Origin of the sequence: Protofrankia sp. Cas3, from assembly GCF_963555955.1 — a bacterium.
Taxonomy (GTDB): Bacteria; Actinomycetota; Actinomycetes; order Frankiales; family Frankiaceae; genus Protofrankia.
Window position 1 is genome coordinate 14577 of record NZ_CAUVXP010000062.1, and the last position, 16075, is coordinate 30651.

General features: G+C 67.6%; 16 protein-coding genes. 8 read left to right on the forward strand and 8 right to left on the reverse strand.

Annotated elements, in window-relative coordinates; translation table 11 throughout:
- Window positions 1–222 precede the first annotated feature (222 nt).
- Together U9983_RS13565 and U9983_RS13570 are read left to right on the forward strand one after the other, a co-directional pair.
- Entirely contained in the window at window positions 223–1536 is a 1314-nt protein-coding gene (locus U9983_RS13565) for a hypothetical protein (RefSeq protein ID WP_322750831.1), read from the forward strand.
- Window positions 1533–2231 (forward strand): hypothetical protein, encoded by a 699-nt coding sequence (locus U9983_RS13570; protein WP_322754370.1) that lies wholly within the window; start codon window positions 1533–1535, stop codon window positions 2229–2231. The genes U9983_RS13565 and U9983_RS13570 overlap by 4 nt, the downstream gene beginning before the upstream one ends.
- A 55-nt stretch (window positions 2232–2286) precedes the next feature.
- Here U9983_RS13570 and U9983_RS13575 read toward each other — a convergent pair whose 3' ends face one another.
- Together U9983_RS13575 and U9983_RS13580 are read right to left on the reverse strand one after the other, a co-directional pair.
- Window positions 2287–2901 (reverse strand): cytochrome b/b6 domain-containing protein, encoded by a 615-nt coding sequence (locus tag U9983_RS13575; RefSeq protein WP_322754371.1) that lies wholly within the window; start codon window positions 2899–2901, stop codon window positions 2287–2289.
- Window positions 2885–3595, reverse strand: a complete 711-nt coding sequence (locus U9983_RS13580) for a molybdopterin-dependent oxidoreductase (RefSeq protein WP_322754372.1) — start codon at window positions 3593–3595, stop codon at window positions 2885–2887. Before U9983_RS13580 ends, U9983_RS13575 begins: the two co-directional genes overlap by 17 nt.
- 127 nt (window positions 3596–3722) lie before the next feature.
- On the opposite strand from U9983_RS13580, the gene U9983_RS13585 reads away from it, so the two are divergent.
- The 3 genes from U9983_RS13585 (at window position 3723) to U9983_RS13595 (ending at window position 7600) form a co-directional block, all read left to right on the forward strand.
- Window positions 3723–4466, forward strand: a complete 744-nt coding sequence (locus tag U9983_RS13585) for a 3-oxoacyl-ACP reductase family protein (protein ID WP_322754373.1) — start codon at window positions 3723–3725, stop codon at window positions 4464–4466.
- Between the two features lie 124 nt (window positions 4467–4590).
- The gene (locus U9983_RS13590; RefSeq protein ID WP_322754374.1) at window positions 4591–6855 is read left to right on the forward strand and encodes a SpoIIE family protein phosphatase; all 2265 of its coding nucleotides are present in this window, start codon (window positions 4591–4593) and stop codon (window positions 6853–6855) included.
- 154 nt (window positions 6856–7009) lie between these two features.
- Window positions 7010–7600: a hypothetical protein gene (locus U9983_RS13595; protein WP_322754375.1), complete on the forward strand. Its 591-nt coding sequence runs from the start codon at window positions 7010–7012 to the stop codon at window positions 7598–7600.
- A 224-nt stretch (window positions 7601–7824) separates the two neighbouring features.
- Here U9983_RS13595 and U9983_RS13600 read toward each other — a convergent pair whose 3' ends face one another.
- Window positions 7825–8415 (reverse strand): histidine kinase, encoded by a 591-nt coding sequence (locus U9983_RS13600; protein ID WP_322754376.1) that lies wholly within the window; start codon window positions 8413–8415, stop codon window positions 7825–7827.
- Between the two features lie 372 nt (window positions 8416–8787).
- Between U9983_RS13600 and U9983_RS13605 the strand changes: the two genes are divergently transcribed.
- Complete coding sequence (locus U9983_RS13605; RefSeq protein WP_322748024.1) at window positions 8788–9144, forward strand: hypothetical protein; 357 nt, start codon at window positions 8788–8790, stop codon at window positions 9142–9144.
- A gap of 133 nt (window positions 9145–9277) precedes the next feature.
- Here U9983_RS13605 and U9983_RS13610 read toward each other — a convergent pair whose 3' ends face one another.
- Window positions 9278–10072, reverse strand: coding sequence for a TetR family transcriptional regulator (locus tag U9983_RS13610; protein WP_322754377.1), 795 nt, complete (start codon window positions 10070–10072; stop codon window positions 9278–9280).
- 209 nt (window positions 10073–10281) lie between these two features.
- Here U9983_RS13610 and U9983_RS13615 point away from each other — a divergent pair, with 209 nt between their 5' ends.
- Both U9983_RS13615 and U9983_RS13620 read left to right on the forward strand, forming a co-directional pair.
- On the forward strand, window positions 10282–11193 hold the full coding sequence (locus tag U9983_RS13615) for a 3-hydroxybutyryl-CoA dehydrogenase (RefSeq protein ID WP_322754378.1): 912 nt from the start codon (window positions 10282–10284) through the stop codon (window positions 11191–11193).
- Window positions 11190–12362: an acyl-CoA dehydrogenase family protein gene (locus U9983_RS13620; protein ID WP_322754379.1), complete on the forward strand. Its 1173-nt coding sequence runs from the start codon at window positions 11190–11192 to the stop codon at window positions 12360–12362. The genes U9983_RS13615 and U9983_RS13620 overlap by 4 nt, the downstream gene beginning before the upstream one ends.
- Before the next feature lie 73 nt (window positions 12363–12435).
- Here the strand turns inward: U9983_RS13620 and U9983_RS13625 are convergent, their stop codons facing one another.
- The 4 genes from U9983_RS13625 to U9983_RS13640 all read right to left on the reverse strand — a co-directional run.
- Window positions 12436–13962, reverse strand: coding sequence for a tyrosine-type recombinase/integrase (locus U9983_RS13625; RefSeq protein WP_322754380.1), 1527 nt, complete (start codon window positions 13960–13962; stop codon window positions 12436–12438).
- Between the two features lie 196 nt (window positions 13963–14158).
- Entirely contained in the window at window positions 14159–14692 is a 534-nt protein-coding gene (locus U9983_RS13630) for a DUF3987 domain-containing protein (protein ID WP_322754381.1), read from the reverse strand.
- Window positions 14689–15621 carry a helix-turn-helix domain-containing protein gene (locus U9983_RS13635; protein ID WP_322754382.1) on the reverse strand — a complete coding sequence of 311 codons (933 nt, stop codon included), beginning with the start codon at window positions 15619–15621 and terminating at the stop codon, window positions 14689–14691. The genes U9983_RS13630 and U9983_RS13635 overlap by 4 nt, the downstream gene beginning before the upstream one ends.
- 11 nt (window positions 15622–15632) lie before the next feature.
- On the reverse strand, window positions 15633–16075 hold a 443-nt coding region (locus tag U9983_RS13640), incomplete at its 5' end, for a hypothetical protein (RefSeq protein ID WP_322754383.1).

Genomic DNA, 16075 nt, shown 5'->3' on the forward strand with positions numbered 1-16075 from the left:
CTGCCGCTGATCGTTTCGTTCACGACGGTGCTCTCCATCCTCGCGGGCGATATGGTAGATCTAGTCCAATCATAGAGCTAATATTTCTGTTTCAGCCGATCGCCTCCGGCTCGGCGAAGCCCGCACCGGTCGGCCGGGTCGGGCTGTGTCGTAATAATCATGTTTCTCATTAAACGTCTTATGCTATATTCACCTCGGCTTGTACAATGGGGAGGCGCGGCGGTGTCGGATGCCCGGTCGGATGATCGCTACTACCAGCCCACGGCGGAGACGATGCCGCGGGCGGAGCTCGAAGCGTTACAGGAGCAGCGGGTCGTCGAGCTGGTGGAGTACGCGTACGAACGATCGCCGTTCTACCGTGAGCGCTGGGATGCGGCCGGTGTCCACCCGCGCCAGGTCCGCTCGTTGGACGACTTCCGCGAGCGCATCCCGTTTATCGACAAACAGGACATCCAGGGCTTCCGTGAGCGCAGCGGCGACCCGTTCGCCGGGCTGCTCTGTGTCGACCGCAAGGAACTCACCTCGCTGACGTCGACGTCCGGGACGACCTCCGAGCCCGAGTTCTTCCCGGAGCGGTGGGACAGCGCCCATCCCCTTGTCACGGGCACCGCGCGCGATCTGTGGGAGCTGGGCGTACGGCCGGGGGACACGGTCGTGGTGCCGCCCGGTACCTTCCGGGGCTTCTGGGACTCGCTGTTTCAGCTGCTCGGCCTCGTGCCGCTCTACATCGACACGTGGATCGGCCAGTGGGGGGACGTCCTGGACGCCATCGAGCAGTACCGGCCGGCATACGTCCAGCTGCTCTACCCGATGGTCGTCGAGATCGAGCGGCTTGCCGACGTCCGGGACGTGCGGGAGGCACTGGCGCCGCTGAAGGCGGCCAGTTTTGCCGGGATGCCGCTGGGCCGCACGCTGACGGCAAAGGTCCGCGACGAGTGGGGCGTGAACCTTTTCCTTTACACCAGCGCCGGGGACACCGGCACGGCGTGGGAGTGCTCCGAGCACGATGGTTACCACCTGTGGGAGGACATGGTGCTCGCCGAGCATCTTGACCCGTCCGGGGCCGCCGCCGTCGCCGACGGCGCCCTCGGGGAGCTGGTCGCGACCGACCTTGACAACATCACCGCACCGTTCATCCGCTTCCGGTCGGGTGATCTGGTGCGGCTGACCCGTACCGCCTGTGGCTGCGGACGCACCCATGCGCGGCAGTGGCCGGTCGGTCGCAAGGGCGACGAGACGGTTGTGGGCGCTACCCTGGTCGGCGTCCAGGACGTCTGGGACGCCCTGGAGACCCTGCCGGAGACGGCGGACGGGATCTTCCAGATCATCCGACCGACCCGGGTCGTCGACTCGCTGCGGCTGCGGGTCGGCTATACGCCCGAGCTCACCGGTGATCTCGCCGACCTGCTGGTGCGGGCACGCGATGTGGTGGCTACCAAGGTGGGTGTCACTCCGGAGGTGGAACTGGTGCCCGCGGGCGAGATCCTCAGCCGGTCCGCCAGCGTCGCGAAGTTCCCCCGGTTGGTGAAGGCGTGAGCCGCGCGTCGATCGTGGAACGGGCGCGAGAGCTTCCGCGCGCCGAGATCGCCGGCATCGGCCGCTTCACCGTGGCCGGGCGGCACCACGACTTCACGATCACCTGGGATGATCGTAAGCGGGCCGGGGCATGGCACCGCGCTGCACTCACCGCCTGGGGCTTCGCGCCCGGTGACAGCGTCCTGATCACGTCGGTATCCTGCGAGGGGATCTGGACCGGCGGCTTTGCACAGGCGCTACGTGATCTTGGGGTTGTCTTCGCGCTCGCCGAGTCCTACAGCTGGGACGCTCGCCGGGTGGCGACCTTCGCCCGGCGGGTGCCGCTGGCGGCGGTGTTCGGGCTCGGCCGCGAAACCGCCGAAGCGCTCGCGGCCACGGCCAGTCTCGATGTGCTGGCATCGGTGCCGCACCTGTTCGCCCGTCCGGATGCCGCCCCGATCCTGCGTGGCGCCGACCTGGACCCGGTGCTGTTCGCGCCGATCGGGCCGACGGTGGCGGTCGAATGTCCGGAGCGTGCCGGCGGGCATGTCGACGCGGAGCGCTGGTCGCTGCGTGCCGTCGACGGGCAGCTTCGGTGCTCCGGTGCCGACGGGCGCCCGGGCGGCCTGTCCGACGTTCCCCTCGGGGTGGGCGGCACGATACGGACCGGCCGATGCGCGTGCGGTAGCGACGATCCGCGGGTACTGCTGGCCTGACCCGCTGTGCGGTTCCCGGCCGGCGTTGGCACGGTTCCCGGCCGGCCGGGAGCGATCAGTGATCGCTGGACGAGGCTGCTTCCCAGGCCGGGTGCTCCCGGCGGGCCCAGTACCGGGGTACCAGACCGGTGCGCATGCCCAGGCGGGCAACCGGGTCCCGGCTGGCGAACCAGAGGTGGCCGGCGATGACGGCGACCACGGCATAGGCCAGCCAGTCGTGGACGAAGGTGGCGCCGGTGCGCCAGCGTACCGGCCAGGCGTTGGCGTAGCGCATGAGCAACCCGGTGCCGAGCATGACCAGGATCGAACCGGCGACGAACGCGGCGTTGAGCTTCTGACCGGGGTTGAACTTGCCGATCGGGATCCGGCCGGCGCGACGCTCCCGGCTGCGCAGCCAGGCCCAGTCCGTGGCGGTGAAGCGGTTGAGCAGGCCCAGGTCATGGCGGTAGGCGGCCGACACGACGCCGGCCAGCATCGGCACCGGCAGCGCGATCCCGGCATAGACGTGCACCGCCGCCACCAGGTGGCGCCGGCCCACCAGAACCGACAGCGGCCCGAGGTAGAGCATGGCCGCGGTGGCGATGCACAGGCCCATCAGGGCCGCGGTGCTCCGGTGGACCCAGCGTTGCGTTCGGGTGAAGCGGCGCAGGAGCTCAACTGGTTGCGTCATCGTCGCGTCCGTTGGAGTGCCCGACCCAGGCGTCGACGTCGTAGCCATCCTGTTCCCAGTAGCCGGGTTGGACACGATCGGTGACCTCGATTTCACTGAGCCATTTCAGTGATTTGTATCCGTACATCGGTGCCACATACAGCCGGACCGGACCACCGTGTTCATGCGTGACCGGAGCTCCGAGCATATTCAGGGCGATCAGGACGTCGGGCCGTCGCGCCTGGTCGAGGGTGAGGCTTTCAGTGTAGACGCCGTCAAACGACCGGATTGTCACCGCCTGTGCACCCGGCTGGATCTGCACCGCGTCGAGGAGGTCCGCCAGCGTGACGCCGGACCAGGGCACGGCCGCCACCCGCCAACCGGTGACGCACTGGAAGTCCCGGGTGAGCGCGGTCTGCGTCATCGCGTGGAGCTGGTCGAGGGTGAACATCGCGGATCGGCCCACCATGCCGGTGACACGCAGGCGGTAGTCCGCCGCGGTACGGGTCGGCACGCTGGCGGTCACCGAGTAGAAACGGAAGCCGCCCGCATCCGGGAGCAGGCTCGTCAGCCCGGTCGGATCACCGTTCTGTATCGGCGCGAGGATGTCCTCAAGCCGACCCTGGATCCCGGCACCGGTCGCCACACCGACCGCGCCAGCGGCAAGCATGCCGATGATGACGCGTCGACCGACCGGGGCACCTGCCGCACTCATGAGGATCAGCCAACACGCTCACGGTGGCAATGCGCAACCCTTCCACCGGGCACCCACTATTAGGTATAATAATTTGATTAAAAATATTACGTCTCTTATCATACGTCGAGCGAAGCGAGGAAGAACCGTGGACGGCAGGGTCGCGATCGTCACAGGTGGCACGCGTGGCATCGGTGCCGCGATCACGGAGGTGCTCGCCACCGAGGGGGCCCACGTAGCGGCCGTCTACGCCGGTAACCATGCGCGTGCGGATGCGCTGCGCGGGCGCCTGGCTGACCGGGGTGGTTCAGTCAGCGTGCACGCCGGGGACGTCGGCGACCCGGACTTCTGCCGGAAGCTGGTCGACGAGGTGCTCGCCGAGCACGGCCGCGTCGACCACCTCGTGAACAACGCCGGGCTGCTGGTCGAGAACAGCGCCTTTCGGATGACCGACGAGGACTGGGACCGCGCCCTGCGCGTGAACCTGTCCGGCCCGTGGTATCTCGCCCGCGCCGCACTCGCCCCGATGGTCGAACGCCGCTTCGGGCGCATCGTGAACGTGGGGTCGGTGACCGCGGCCATGGGTAGCCCGGTCGAGGTTGGTTACGGGGCCGCCAAGGCGGGTCTACTGGGGATGACGCGTTCGCTCGCCCGGGCGGTGGCCCGTAAGGGGGTCACCGTCAACCTCGTTGTTCCCGGCGTCTTCGAGACGGACATGACCAACGCGATGGCTCCGGCCGCGCAGGACGCGATCCGCGCGATGATCCCGTTGGGCCGGCGCGGTGATCCCTTCGAGCTCGCGCACGCCGTGCGCTTTCTCCTGGACGACAACGCCGGTTACGTCACCGGGTCGGTGGTCACCGTCGACGGCGGCCTGAGCATGGGCGCTTAGCCATCGCCTGGCTGCCGGGTTTTCCGGGCCGTTGACGATCTGCGGGAGGTCCGCGTCGCCGACAGCCCGACTACGGATAGCGAACAGATTAGGGTCCCGCCGGTAGTGCCCGACCGGCCGGTTCATGCGGGAACTCGTTGGGCAGGACCGGGATGTGGGCGAGTCCGATGATGTGCATGCCGTCACCTCTGGCGACCGGATCGGTGATTTCTCCGATCCAGCTGGGCGGAGCAGGGACGATGACTGGCCGCTGCTGGACTGGGCGTTCGAGCAGTCCCCGCTCTATCTGGCGCTCTACGACGTAGACCTGCGGATCCGCCGGATGAACGCCGCAGCGCGCCGACAGCTCGGCCTGCACCAAGCGGACGAGCGCGGACGATACCTGGACGAGTTGCTGCCGGCCCTGCCCGGTCTGGCCATGGTTACCGAGCAGCTTCGCCAGGTGGCCGAGCAGCTTCGCCAGGTGGTACAGACGGGCCAACCGGTGCACGTCACGGTTGTCGGTCCCGTTCTCATCGACTCCGAGAGCCGGACGTTGGCCATCAGTATGTCGCCGGTCAAGGATCGGGGCGGGCGGATCCGAGGCGTGTACAGCGCGGCATTCGATGTCAGCGAACAGCATGTGGCCCAACAGCGGCTGGCCTTGTTGAACGAGGCGAGTACCCGTATCGGCAGCACGCTGGACGTGGCCCGCACCGCGCAGGAACTGGCGGAGGTGGCCGTTCCCGGCCTCGCCGACTGGGTCAGCGTCGACCTGCTCGAGTCGGTGTACCAGGGGCACGAACCGGTTGCCGGTCCGCTGCACGGCCCGGTCAGGCTGCGCCGTGCCGCGCACCTGTCAGTCATTGATGGCTGTCCCGACATCGTGGTCGAGCCGGGGCAGGTGGAGATCTATCCGGACTACTCGCCTCCTGCCCGCACCCTGGCGGCCGGCCGGTCCGCGCTGTACCACATCTCCGACCCCGAGCTGGCTGCCTGGATCGCCGCGGATGCCAACCGGACCGCCGCGGTCCGCCGGTGCGGGTTCCATTCGGTGATGTACGTGCCGTTGCGTGCCCGTGGTACCACTGTGGGCGTGGTCACCGTTGCTCGTCACCGGCGGGCGCAACCGTTCGAGCAGGATGATCTCATCCTTGCCGATGAACTTGCCACCAGGGCGGCAGTGGCCATCGACAATGCCCGTCGCTATACCCGTGAACGTGCGACCGCGCTCACGCTGCAGCGCAGCCTCCTTCCGCAGCGACTGCCCGCGCAGACGGCGGTGGATGTCGCATCCCGGTACCTGCCGGCCGGTACCGACATGGGGGTAGGGGGAGGCTGGTATGACGTGATCCCGCTGTCCGGAACCCGCGTTGCGCTGGTCATAGGGGACGTTGTGGGTCACGGAGTCCACGCCGCCGCGACCATGGGTCGGCTCCGCACCGCGGTGCGGACCCTCGCCGATGTCGATCTTGCCCCCGAGGAGCTGCTCACCCGCCTCGACGACGTGGTCACCCGGCTGGCCGCCGAGGAAGGCCCGGTGCCCACCGACGGCGACGTTGGCGACGTTGGCGACGTTGGCGACGTTGGCGACGAGGACGCTGGCGCCATCGCCGCTACCTGTTTGTATGCAGTATACGACCCGGTGTCACATCGCTGTTCGCTTGCCAGGGCCGGTCACGCCCTGCCCGCCCTTGTGACCCCGGACGGTACTGTCGACTTCCTCGACCTGCCGGCCGGCCCCCCGCTGGGCGTGGGCGGTCTGCCCTTCGAGGCCGCCGAGTTCGATCTGCCCGAAGGAAGCGTGCTCGTCCTCTATACCGACGGACTTCTTGAAACCCGTGACCGCGACACGGACGCGGGTCTGAGCACGTTGCGACACGCTCTGGCCCATCCAGCACTGTCACTGGAAACCCTCTGTGACACGCTGCTTGCAGCCATGCTCCCGGACTGTCCCAGCGATGACGTCGCCCTGTTGGTCGCCCGGACGCACGTCCTCGATGCCAGCCAGGTTGCGATGTGGGATCTGCCGGCGGATCCGGCTGTCGTCGCAGGTGCCCGCGACCAGGCATCCCGCCAACTCGCCGTCTGGGGGTTGGAGGAAGCCACCTTCATCACCGAGCTCGTCGTCAGCGAACTGGTCACCAACGCCATCCGCCACGCCCAGGCTCCGCTCCAACTGCGGCTGATCCTCGACGGCAGTCTCATCTGTGAGGTCTCCGACGCCAGCAGCACGGCTCCACACCTGCGCCGGGCGCGCGTGCTCGACGAGGGCGGACGCGGCCTGCTCCTCGTTGCCCAGCTCACCCGGCGTTGGGGCACCCGACATACCCGTAGCGGAAAGACGATCTGGGCTGAGCAGCCCCTTGCCGTAGGGCCTGCCCCGACGGGGCCTGCCTTCACCGGCTGACGTCATGGCGGTATGCCCTGGTGCCTGGCCGGTGGCAGCGCCACCCCCACCAGGCGGTGCATCGAGCGGCAGTGGTTAAGTAGCACCGCAGCTGGGTGGGGCGATAAGAACCGAATGGGGTACGCGTCGAGCGCGCGTGGGTGACGGAGGTTGGATGAGCCGGGCCGGAACGTTCCAGTTTCGGATGGTGGCGGTCGGCGCTGCGGTGTGTCTCACGTTCCTGACCGCAGCGTGCGGCGGGTCGACGTCAACCGCCGTGCGGGACGCATCGGTGACAACGGCGCCCCCGGCGCCCCCGGTCACAGATCTGGCCACCGACCTGAATCTGACGTCGTCACCGACACCGACGGTGTTTCCGACGGACAGCGCGACGGCGACGGCCAGTGTTGACCCGCTCAGCAAATCGATCATCCCGGCGAACTTTCCGTTCCCGGACGGATCGACCCACACGCTCTCCAACAGCAAGCCCACCAACGCATCGATCAGCCTGAAGGGAGTGACTCCGGCCGCGGCGGCGGACTTCTACCGAAAGGCCCTGCCTGGCATCGGTTACAAACTCTTCCAGCAGTCCGCGTCCGACGGACGAATCAAGGTTACTTTTTTCGGACACAGTCAGAGCGTCGAGATTCTCGCGGGCGGCACCGCCACTCCCGATCTCATTGTGATCGTATTTACCCAATGCAGCACCGCCGTGCAGGGGGCGGGAATTCCGACACGTCGAAGTGACCGGGTCGCGTGCCAGTGAGAATGCTCGGTTTCACACGGTCACAGCGCGACCGGCCCGAGCGTCGGCAACGTCGGCCACGCGGATGACCCGATTTACCGGTACCGGCTGCATACCGGCATCGCCGTAGCGGTCGGTGTAGTCCTGACGAGTGGAAGGTCGCCATCTTCCACTCGTGCCGGCGCGCTGGGGTGCTGGGCCGCGCGACCCGCCGGGCAGCCGGTTGAGAGCAGCCGGCCGGGCGGTCAGCCGAGCAGCACGACCACGCCGACGAGTAGGACCATCTTTGCGATGATCGCGATCTCGGCGGCGCGGCCGGACACCTGATGAATTCCGGCGGCGTCCAGCAGATGGGGAACCGCCATCCGCACCCGCGGCCAGAGCGTCAGCACTATACCGGTGCCGGCCGCGGCGACCAGGGTCCGAGTGGTCGCGGACCCAGGGGCGAGCACGCCGGTGATCGCGGTCGCCGCGACGACCGCGACGGCTTTGATCCCGGCGAAGCCGGTGATTACCGTCCCGATCCGCAACAGAACCACAGCGACGACTCCAGCCACAAAGATTGACACAAGAGCCGTGGCCGCGGTGTCGGGGTCAACCCGTACCTCGGCGAGCCGGACCATGTGTACTCCCGGTGCAGCCTGGTCGAGTCGTGCGAACCACAGCGAAACTGCCGTGAGCAGGGCGACGACCGCCTCCACCAACCGCAACACCACCAGGGCCGATGCGAGCATGACCAGCCTACGTCCCCGGCGGTGGCCGAATCGGAAATTCGACACGGTCGGTCGATGTGCGTCCGACGGTGCCGCTGCGGATGGATTCTCGAGCGTCATCACGTGCGCTCCTTCCCGATGGCCTTCGCTGTCATCGGCAGGATGCTCCGCGATCATGTGGACCAGGTGAGAGCAGGATCGGAAACAGTCAGACCGACAGCGGCTGCTCGCGGGCCCAGGATCCACCACGGTGGCCGATTGGTCACGTGTCGGGGCGGGGTTCCCGCGCGACTTATGGACCGTCGCGGCCGGCTGAGATGCCGTTTCATAACGGAACGTGATATCGAAGGTGTGCCCGCCGGGTGGAGCCGTGCGACACGGACCTCACGGCGCGGATGCTCGAGTATCGGATCTTCCGATCGGTGGCAGCGTGTTACAAGGCAGGCCGGGCAGTCGCAGCTGTGGCAGGTATCTACCGGAGGTGGAAAACCCGATATGGCAGAGCGGAAAACGCAACGGAATGTCGAAGACTGGGCACACGACCTTCCCGCCGGCTTCATCGAGTGCCGCACCATGGGCCACCGGTGGGAACCGCACACCGCAGCGTGGGACAAAGAAGCCAGGGCATACCATGTCACGCATGAGTGTGACCGTTGTGGGACCCAACGCAAGGCCTGGTGGAGTAGAACGGGAGAAATCTCCTCGGCCTCTTACAGCTATCCCGACGGCTATCTCACGAAAGACGTCGGTTACATCGGCGCCGCCGGGCGGGGTGTACTGCGCACGGAATACCTGACCCGCGTCTTCAGCGGCAGCGTCGACAGCGCCAACGGCAAGAAGTCGCCATCGTGACCCCGTCATGCCAGCCGGCGTCGTCAGCGGGCTCGGCACTGGGCTCGGCAGCGGGCTCGGCACTGGGCGTGGCATCCTCGCTGCCGGTACTCGTGCTGATGGCACGGCGTGCCGTGTTACCGGGAGCGGCGGGTCAGTCGCTGATCCGCCGCATCACAGTGCCGAGCTGACCGACCACCTCGTCGAACGAAGCGTCCGCGTGGAAGCAGGCGACGAGCGACCCACGATCGTCACGGTGGGAGACCGGCGGTGGGACGAACGCCCGCTGCACGAATCCGAAAGCATGGCGCGCCCGCTCGTAGACATCGTCGGTCCCACCGCTTTTGAGCCAGCTGCGCAGGACGTAGTTGTGCGCCGCGACAACCGCGGCGGCGGCTACGACACTGCGCAGTCCGCTGTCGGCCAGTCCGCTGTCGGCCAGGCCGCTGTCCGGATGGCGACCATCGGGCGGGCGGTGTGGGGCCTCGCTGATGAAGCGGTTCTGGAGGTAACGCGCCACCACACGCTCGTAACGGTCGGTACTCGCGATTTCGCGATCCCGTAGTGACGGCACCTGCCTGGTCAACTGGAACCGCTTCAGCGAGATGTCAGCCTCCTGGACGTAACGATCCAGCACCAGCTGGGCGCCGGCGCAGGCGATGGCCAGCGGAGGTTCGGTGGGGCTGGCGTCGGTGAACAGCCGGGCCATGTCGTCGAGCCACTCGTCGTGGTCGGGAAAAATCGCCTCCTCCTTCGCGGCGAAGTACCGGAAGAAGGTTCGCCGGCCGACTCCGGCCGCTTCGGCGATCTGGTCGACGGTAGTCGCCTCGTATCCGTTGGTGAGGAACAGCTCCATCGCGGAGCCGACCAGGGCGCGCCGCACCTGCCGCCGCCCGGCCGCGGTCCGGCCGCTGCGCCGCCTGGGTGCCCGATCCGCCGCATCCGCCATGTCACCGGACCTTACCGAACTGTTCTTCCGGATCCCTGCTTCCTAACGGCACCAGGTGCCGCTACAGTTCAGCTGCAAGGTCCGACCACTCCGCCTCATGCACCACCGGGAACCCGCGCGGGGTGCCATGGAGAACGTGGACGCAGTCGGTTGCCGTGCGCAGACCAGACCGGGGCTGCAAGGGTGGCTCAGACTTCAGGGGTGGCTCAGTGACTGACGTACCAGCGGCGGACGTACCAGCGCAGGTGGCAGCCGACGTGACAAGGGTGGGCGTGGTAGGCGGTGGCCTGATGGGCTCGGGAATCGCCGAGGTGTGTGTCCGCGCGGGTCTCGATGTGACGGTCGTCGAGGCGGACACCGGCCGCGTTGCGGCGAGCCGTGGCCGGGTCGTCAGCTCGCTGGACCGTGCGACGTCACGGAACAAGCTGTCGGCCGACGATCGTGACCGGGCGTTGGAGCGTCTGAGCTTCACCACGGACCTCAACCAGTTGGCCGACCGTCAGCTGGTGGTCGAGGCGGTCGCGGAGGACGAACGGTTGAAGGTCGAGGTTTTCCAGGATCTCGACAAGGTGGTCGAGGATCGTGGCGCGATTCTCGCGTCCAACACGTCGTCCATTCCCATCATGAAACTCGGGATGGCGACCAGCAGGCCGCGTCACGTGATCGGGATCCATTTTTTCAACCCGGTGCCCGTCTTGGCACTGGTTGAGCTCGTGCCGTCGTTGCTGACCGATGAGCAGACCCTGGTCAGGGCGGAGGCCTTCGTCGGTGACGTGCTGGGAAAGAAGGCAATCCGGTCCCAGGACCGTGCGGGTTTCGTGGTGAACGCGCTGCTCGTACCATATCTGCTGTCCGCCGTCAGAATGCTTGAGTCGGGTTTCGCCTCGGCGGCCGACATCGACAGTGGGATGGTGCTCGGATGCGCACACCCCATGGGCCCGCTGGCGCTGGCCGACCTGATCGGTCTCGACACGATACACGCGATCGCCGAATCGCTGTATGCCGAGTTCAAGGAGCCGCTGTACTCGGCACCCCCGTTGCTCATGCGAATGGTTGACGCCGGTCTGCTCGGAAAGAAGAACGGCCGCGGCTTCTACGAGTACGGTCCGGCCGGCGCATGAATCCGGCGAACACCGGCACAGGTGTGTATCAGCTCGGCGAGGAGCACCAGGCGTTGCGGGACGCCGTGCGGCAGCTGGCCGAAAAGGAGATCGCCCCGCCCGCCGCCGATGTCGACGAGCAGGCGCGTTTCCCGGTCGAGGCACACGACGCGCTGACCCGGGCGGGTTTCCACGCCGTGCACATCCCGGAGGAATACGGCGGCGAAGGCGCGGATGCGGTCGCCGCCTGCATCGTGATCGAGGAGGTGGCCCGGGTCTGCGCCTCGTCGTCGCTGATTCCGGCGGTGAACAAGCTGGCGACCATGCCGATCCTGCTGTCCGCGTCCGAGGAACTGAAAAAGCAGGTACTGCCCTCGATCGCCGCGGGCGAGGCGATGGCGTCCTATGCGTTGTCCGAGCGGGAGGCGGGTTCGGACACCGCATCCATGCGCACCCGGGCGAGGCTGGACGGTGATCACTGGGTGCTCAACGGAACGAAGTGCTGGATCACCAACGCAGGGGAGTCCGCCTGGTACACCGTGATGGCGGTGAGCGATCCGCACGCGGCGAAGAAGTCCCGTGGCATCTCGGCGTTCGTCGTCCACCGGGACGACCCGGGCTTCTCGGTGGGCGCCACGGAGCGCAAGCTCGGCATCAAGGGCTCACCGACCCGGGAGATCCACCTGGAGGACTGTACGATCCCGGCCGACCGGATCATCGGAGAGCCCGGTACCGGCCTGAAGACCGCCCTGGCGACGTTGGACCACACGCGGCCCACGATCGGCGCGCAGGCGGTGGGCATCGCCCAGGGCGCGCTGGACATTGCGATCGCCTACGTCAAGGAACGTCGGCAGTTCGGGCGGGTCATCGCGGAGTTCCAGGGCCTCCAGTTCATGATCGCCGATATGGGAATGAAGATCGAGGCCGCTCGGCACCTGGTGTACGTGGCGGCGGCCAAGGCCGAGCGTGGCGAGGCAGATGCCGGGTTCGTGTCGGCGGCGGCGAAGTGCTTCGCCTCGGACACTGCCATGGCGGTCACCACCGATGCGGTTCAGCTGCTCGGCGGCGCGGGCTACACCCGCGACTTCCCCCTCGAGCGAATGATGCGTGACGCCAAGATCACTCAGATCTACGAGGGCACGAACCAGATCCAGCGCGTGGTCATGGCCCGCCAGCTCCTCCGGGGCTAGATTCTCGGGATTTCCCTTGCTAGGCAGTGTGATCCGCTCGTCTGTCATGATCGTAGTTGTTCTTCGTTACTTCTCACTGTTCCTCGTTGCTCTCGGTTGTTTGTGGACGGGGCGTGGACTCGTCCGGCGGATCGTCGTTCAGGCGCAGCGCCGCCTCTATCCGCCGGCGAGCCGCCTCGTCCTGCCCGACGATGCACTTCGCATAGGTGTGCAGCAGTACGGCTACCGAGTGCCCGGCCCACTCGGCGATCTGGGTCGGTGGCACGCCGGCGTTCAGCCACGTACTGACGGCGGCGTGGCGAAGGTCGTACGGACGCCGGGCAAGCGGGGAGGCGATCTCCGCTGGCGTAAGCGCACGCTGGCGGGCCTTTTGCCACACCGCCTGATGCCGGTTGGACGTGACCGGCCCGCCGCGTTCTCCGCGGAACAGCCGCCCGTCCGTCGCTGTGCCGAATTCGTCGAGATGACGGTGGTACAGATCGACAAGCAGCGGATGTAGCGGCACCTCCCGTGTCTCTTTGGCCGCTCTGTGTTTTAGGGGTCCGGCGGTGCGCTCACCGTCGTCTGTCCACGCTCCGGACATCTCCGGGTTGTTCCCTACCAGGATCGCTATACCCCAGCATCCTCGTTTCCGGGGTAGTTCGAGATCCGGCTCACGTAGTTCCTGCATCTCACCAGGACGCATCGCCCCGTAGTACATACCGCCATACCAGGCAACCAGGTCTGGTGCGACCGGGCGCACCCCAACTTCCAACAGTCGTTGGGCTTGATGGTGGTTTACACACACCCTTCGGTCCACCTGGTCCCTGGTCTTCGGCGCCGTTCGGGACAGCGCCGGTAGCGGGTTCTCTGCCAGGTCGCCGCGTTCGACAGCGAAGGCCAAGCAAGCGCCGAACGCGATCCGTTTCCGCAGGACTGTGTTAGCCGCTGCGGGCTTTCCGTCCAGTTTTTGGCTGATTACGTTCAGACAGGATCTGATCAGCTCCGGGTCGTCTGCGAGATCCGCGATCGGCCGACTATGACGGGCAAGCCAGCCGAGCACGGCCTCCAGCTCGGGAGGCGGAGGGTTCTCGGCCCACGTCCCGTCCGTGGCGAGGCTCCTCCGTGTTCCGGATTGGAACGTCCAGCCGAACAGCGCCTCGCGTACCGATTCGGCGAGCTCGGCTGGTGCCGGTGCAGTCAACAGCGCTGGTGTGACCGTCGCGAGTGCGTCCGCTAGCGACCGCCGTGTTCCCGGCGCCTGTCGTTCATCCCATTTCGTGTCCGCAAAATCCCGGGCGTGTTCCAGCCATGCCCGGGTTGACAGCGGTGCTGGCTCAGGATCGGTCTGGGCGCGCACATCGGCGATAGGAAGGCCGCTCTGAATATCGAACGCCTCACCCTTCTTCGCTGCTGCGAGCAGTTCGGCACGGCGCGCCTCGGCCAAGCTCTTGGTGGCATAGTTTTTCGCCCACGGTCGCATTCCGACCTTCCAACGTACCTGATAGGTAGTGGGCTTTGTTTTGTTCTTGATCTCTTTGATTGCCCAGACTCGGACCGCGAAGGTCGTCGGCCGGACCTCCTCAGGTTTACCGGTCGATGACGGGTTCCGGCTGGTCATGCTGCAGGATTCTGGATACGGCCATCGAGCCAGGCATTCAGGTCGTCTCGGGCAACTCGCAAGTGCCCGTTCGGCAGTTTAATGACCTTGGGGGCGACACCCCGACGACGCCACGAGTCGAACGTGGCCCGCGGCAACGACCCATGTTCGTCGCCGAGTTCTGCTAGCACCACGGCAAGCGGGACAAGTTCGCGCTTCACGGTACGTGCCGAGGTTGTTCCAGAGGTGCTCGTGTCTCGCCGTGGCCGCGCAGGCGGCTTCGGGTTGGTGGGGGCGGTGGGTGCGGGCACGATGTCAGTGCTCCTTCTGTGAAGGCGATCAGGGGGAGTGGGGTCTTGGCGCTTCTGCTTGGCGGCGTGCGCCAGGACCCCGTTCTGCTTCTGGGCTGCGGGTCTTTGTCGTCGGCTGGGGGTGCCCGGCGCGGCGGGGACTGTGGTTTGGCGGCGGGGTCGGCGGTGACGCTGGTCATCGCGGCGGTGTAGCGGGCGGCCAGGACGTCGGCGAGGGCGTCGGCGTCGGCCATCTGGTCGGCGGCGATGGGGTGGTGCCAGCCGTCGTGCGGGCGGTGGGCGAGGTGGAGCAGACCGGCGATGCGCAGGGTGGTGCCGTGCGGTTTGTTCGCCCATTCGCGGATGTCGTGGAACTGCCCGCCGGGGCGGAGCTGGGTTTCGATCTGTTCGGCGATTGTGGTCTTGCCCCCGAAGTACGCCAGGGGCGGCCGCAGCCTCACGGCACCCTCCGACCTTCTGACACGGCGATCAACGGATGGCAGGTCGGGCAGCGGCTGGCGCGGCCGTCGTCGAGGTCGACGAGGCGGGTCGTCTCGTCGCAGGCACCACACCAGGCCGGACGCTCGACGGCAGGCGTGGTGCGCACGGTGGGCGGGGCGGGCAGGTCGGCCAACCGGGCACGGAGCACCGCATAGGGCGACCGGACCCCGCCGGGGTTCGCTCCGAGCACCTCGCGGAGTTCGGCCGGTCCCCACCCGGCGGTCAGCGCCGCTGTGACCAGCGGGGCCAAGCGAGCCCGTTGCTTGGACGTCAGCCGCCACGATGATCCGAGCCCAGCCAGCAAGCCGGCAGCGTCGGCTTTCGCTGGGTGCTCTCCCGCAGCCCGGTCGCAGACCCTGGCCGCTGATGGGGTTGTCCGATCCTTCGGAGATCCTCCACCACCGTCCACAGCTCCAGGGCTGTCCGCCGGCGAGGCAGCTCGCGCGGGCGGTGGAGGTTCAAGGACGTTCAAGGATGTTCGGGTGGCACAGCTGTGCCGGGGGAGGGGTGACACAACTGTGCCGGGGGGGCGGTGGCGCAGTTGCGCCGGGGGCGGCGGATTGCCACCCCCGGCAGCCTGCCGGGGGTCAGGCCGACCCGACGGTCTGTTATCCACAGGCCCCGGCTTCGGCTCGGCGGTGTCGCTCATCACGACGGTGTACATGTTCGCCCCACCCCGGCCCGCCGCCGTCTCGATCAGAAGGTGTCCTCCTGCCGCCAGCCGGCGGATCACCCGCTGCACCGTCCGCGCATCCAGTCGGGTCTTGCGAGCCAGCGTCGCCACCGACGGCCAGGCGTTCCCACCGTCGTCGTCCGCGGTGTCCGCGATCGCGAGCAGCACCAGCCGTTCGTTGCCGGCTGTCGCAGATGCCCCCCAGACCCACGTCATCGCCTTGACGCTCACTGGCTTGCCTGCCCCGCGGCGAGGGGAAGCACGGTCTCGTCCGTCGGCACGTCGAGCCGGACCGCCGCGTAGCGCCACAGGTCCTCGCCGATGGCATCGACCAGGTCGTCGACCGCAACTTCGGACCATGCCGGGGTGTCCTCGTCAGCCGGGTCGCGGGACCCGGCCGGCACCGGTGTGGCGGCGGCGTCGAGCACTGCTGTGATCTCCCAGTCGTAGTCCGCGGCGGCGAGCCGCAGGGCCGCGGCGTTGGGGTACCACGCCCGTACCCGTGTCGTGATCCGCCGGAGCAACAGGTCGGCGAGGTGGCGCCGGCTGTCATCCACCAGCTGGTCCAGTACCGCTGTCGGCCGGTTCACCGCGCCGCCGGACCGGTCGCGGGGAACTGGCGGACACGTAGGTCGGCGGGCCAGCCGGCCTTGCCGGGTTGGCCGTGTGC

Bases quoted from the DNA above. Each gene is read 5' to 3' on its own strand.
- U9983_RS13575 (WP_322754371.1), bottom strand. From the start codon at position 2,901: ATGACGCAACCAGTTGAGCTCCTGCGCCGCTTCACCCGAACGCAACGC.
- U9983_RS13580 (WP_322754372.1), bottom strand. From the start codon at position 3,595: ATGAGTGCGGCAGGTGCCCCGGTCGGTCGACGCGTCATCATCGGCATG.
- U9983_RS13590 (WP_322754374.1), top strand. From the start codon at position 4,591: ATGCGGGAACTCGTTGGGCAGGACCGGGATGTGGGCGAGTCCGATGAT.
- U9983_RS13595 (WP_322754375.1), top strand. From the start codon at position 7,010: ATGAGCCGGGCCGGAACGTTCCAGTTTCGGATGGTGGCGGTCGGCGCT.
- U9983_RS13605 (WP_322748024.1), top strand. From the start codon at position 8,788: ATGGCAGAGCGGAAAACGCAACGGAATGTCGAAGACTGGGCACACGAC.
- U9983_RS13610 (WP_322754377.1), bottom strand. From the start codon at position 10,072: ATGGCGGATGCGGCGGATCGGGCACCCAGGCGGCGCAGCGGCCGGACC.
- U9983_RS13620 (WP_322754379.1), top strand. From the start codon at position 11,190: ATGAATCCGGCGAACACCGGCACAGGTGTGTATCAGCTCGGCGAGGAG.
- U9983_RS13625 (WP_322754380.1), bottom strand. From the start codon at position 13,962: ATGACCAGCCGGAACCCGTCATCGACCGGTAAACCTGAGGAGGTCCGG.
- U9983_RS13635 (WP_322754382.1), bottom strand. From the start codon at position 15,621: ATGACGTGGGTCTGGGGGGCATCTGCGACAGCCGGCAACGAACGGCTG.